Raw genomic sequence first — 382 nt, 5'->3', positions numbered from 1 at the left:
CTCCCTGCTCGCGGCCTTCGGTGCCACCGTGGCCGTGTTCCAGTGGGGCTGGCTGGGCTCGCTGTTCAACGTGACGGAGCCCGGGCCCATCCTGAGCTTCCTGCCCATCCTGGCGGTCGGGATCCTCTTCGGGCTCGCCATGGACTACCAGATGTTCCTGGTCTCTGCCATGCGCGAGGCGTTCAGCCACGGCAGGGACGGGAAGACGGCAGTGGTCGTGGGCTACAACCACAGCGCCCGCGTGGTCGTGGCCGCCGCGCTCATCATGACCGGCGTGTTCATGGGCTTCGTGTTCAGCGGTGACCCGATGATCGCCTCGATCGGCTTCGTGCTCTCCGCGGGCGTGCTCTTCGACGCCTTCGTGGTGCGCATGACGCTCATC

The 382-nt window shown here is 67.0% G+C and carries 1 protein-coding gene; it reads left to right on the top strand.

From position 1 onward, the window contains the following. On the top strand, positions 1 to 382 hold a 382-nt coding region (locus KBY19_RS36050; protein WP_210967545.1), incomplete at both ends, for an MMPL family transporter.

This window comes from Streptomyces sp. B15 (assembly GCF_018070605.1).
GTDB classification, from domain to species: domain Bacteria; phylum Actinomycetota; class Actinomycetes; order Streptomycetales; family Streptomycetaceae; genus Streptomyces; species Streptomyces smyrnaeus.
This window is presented reverse-complemented; position numbering and strand designations above follow the sequence as displayed.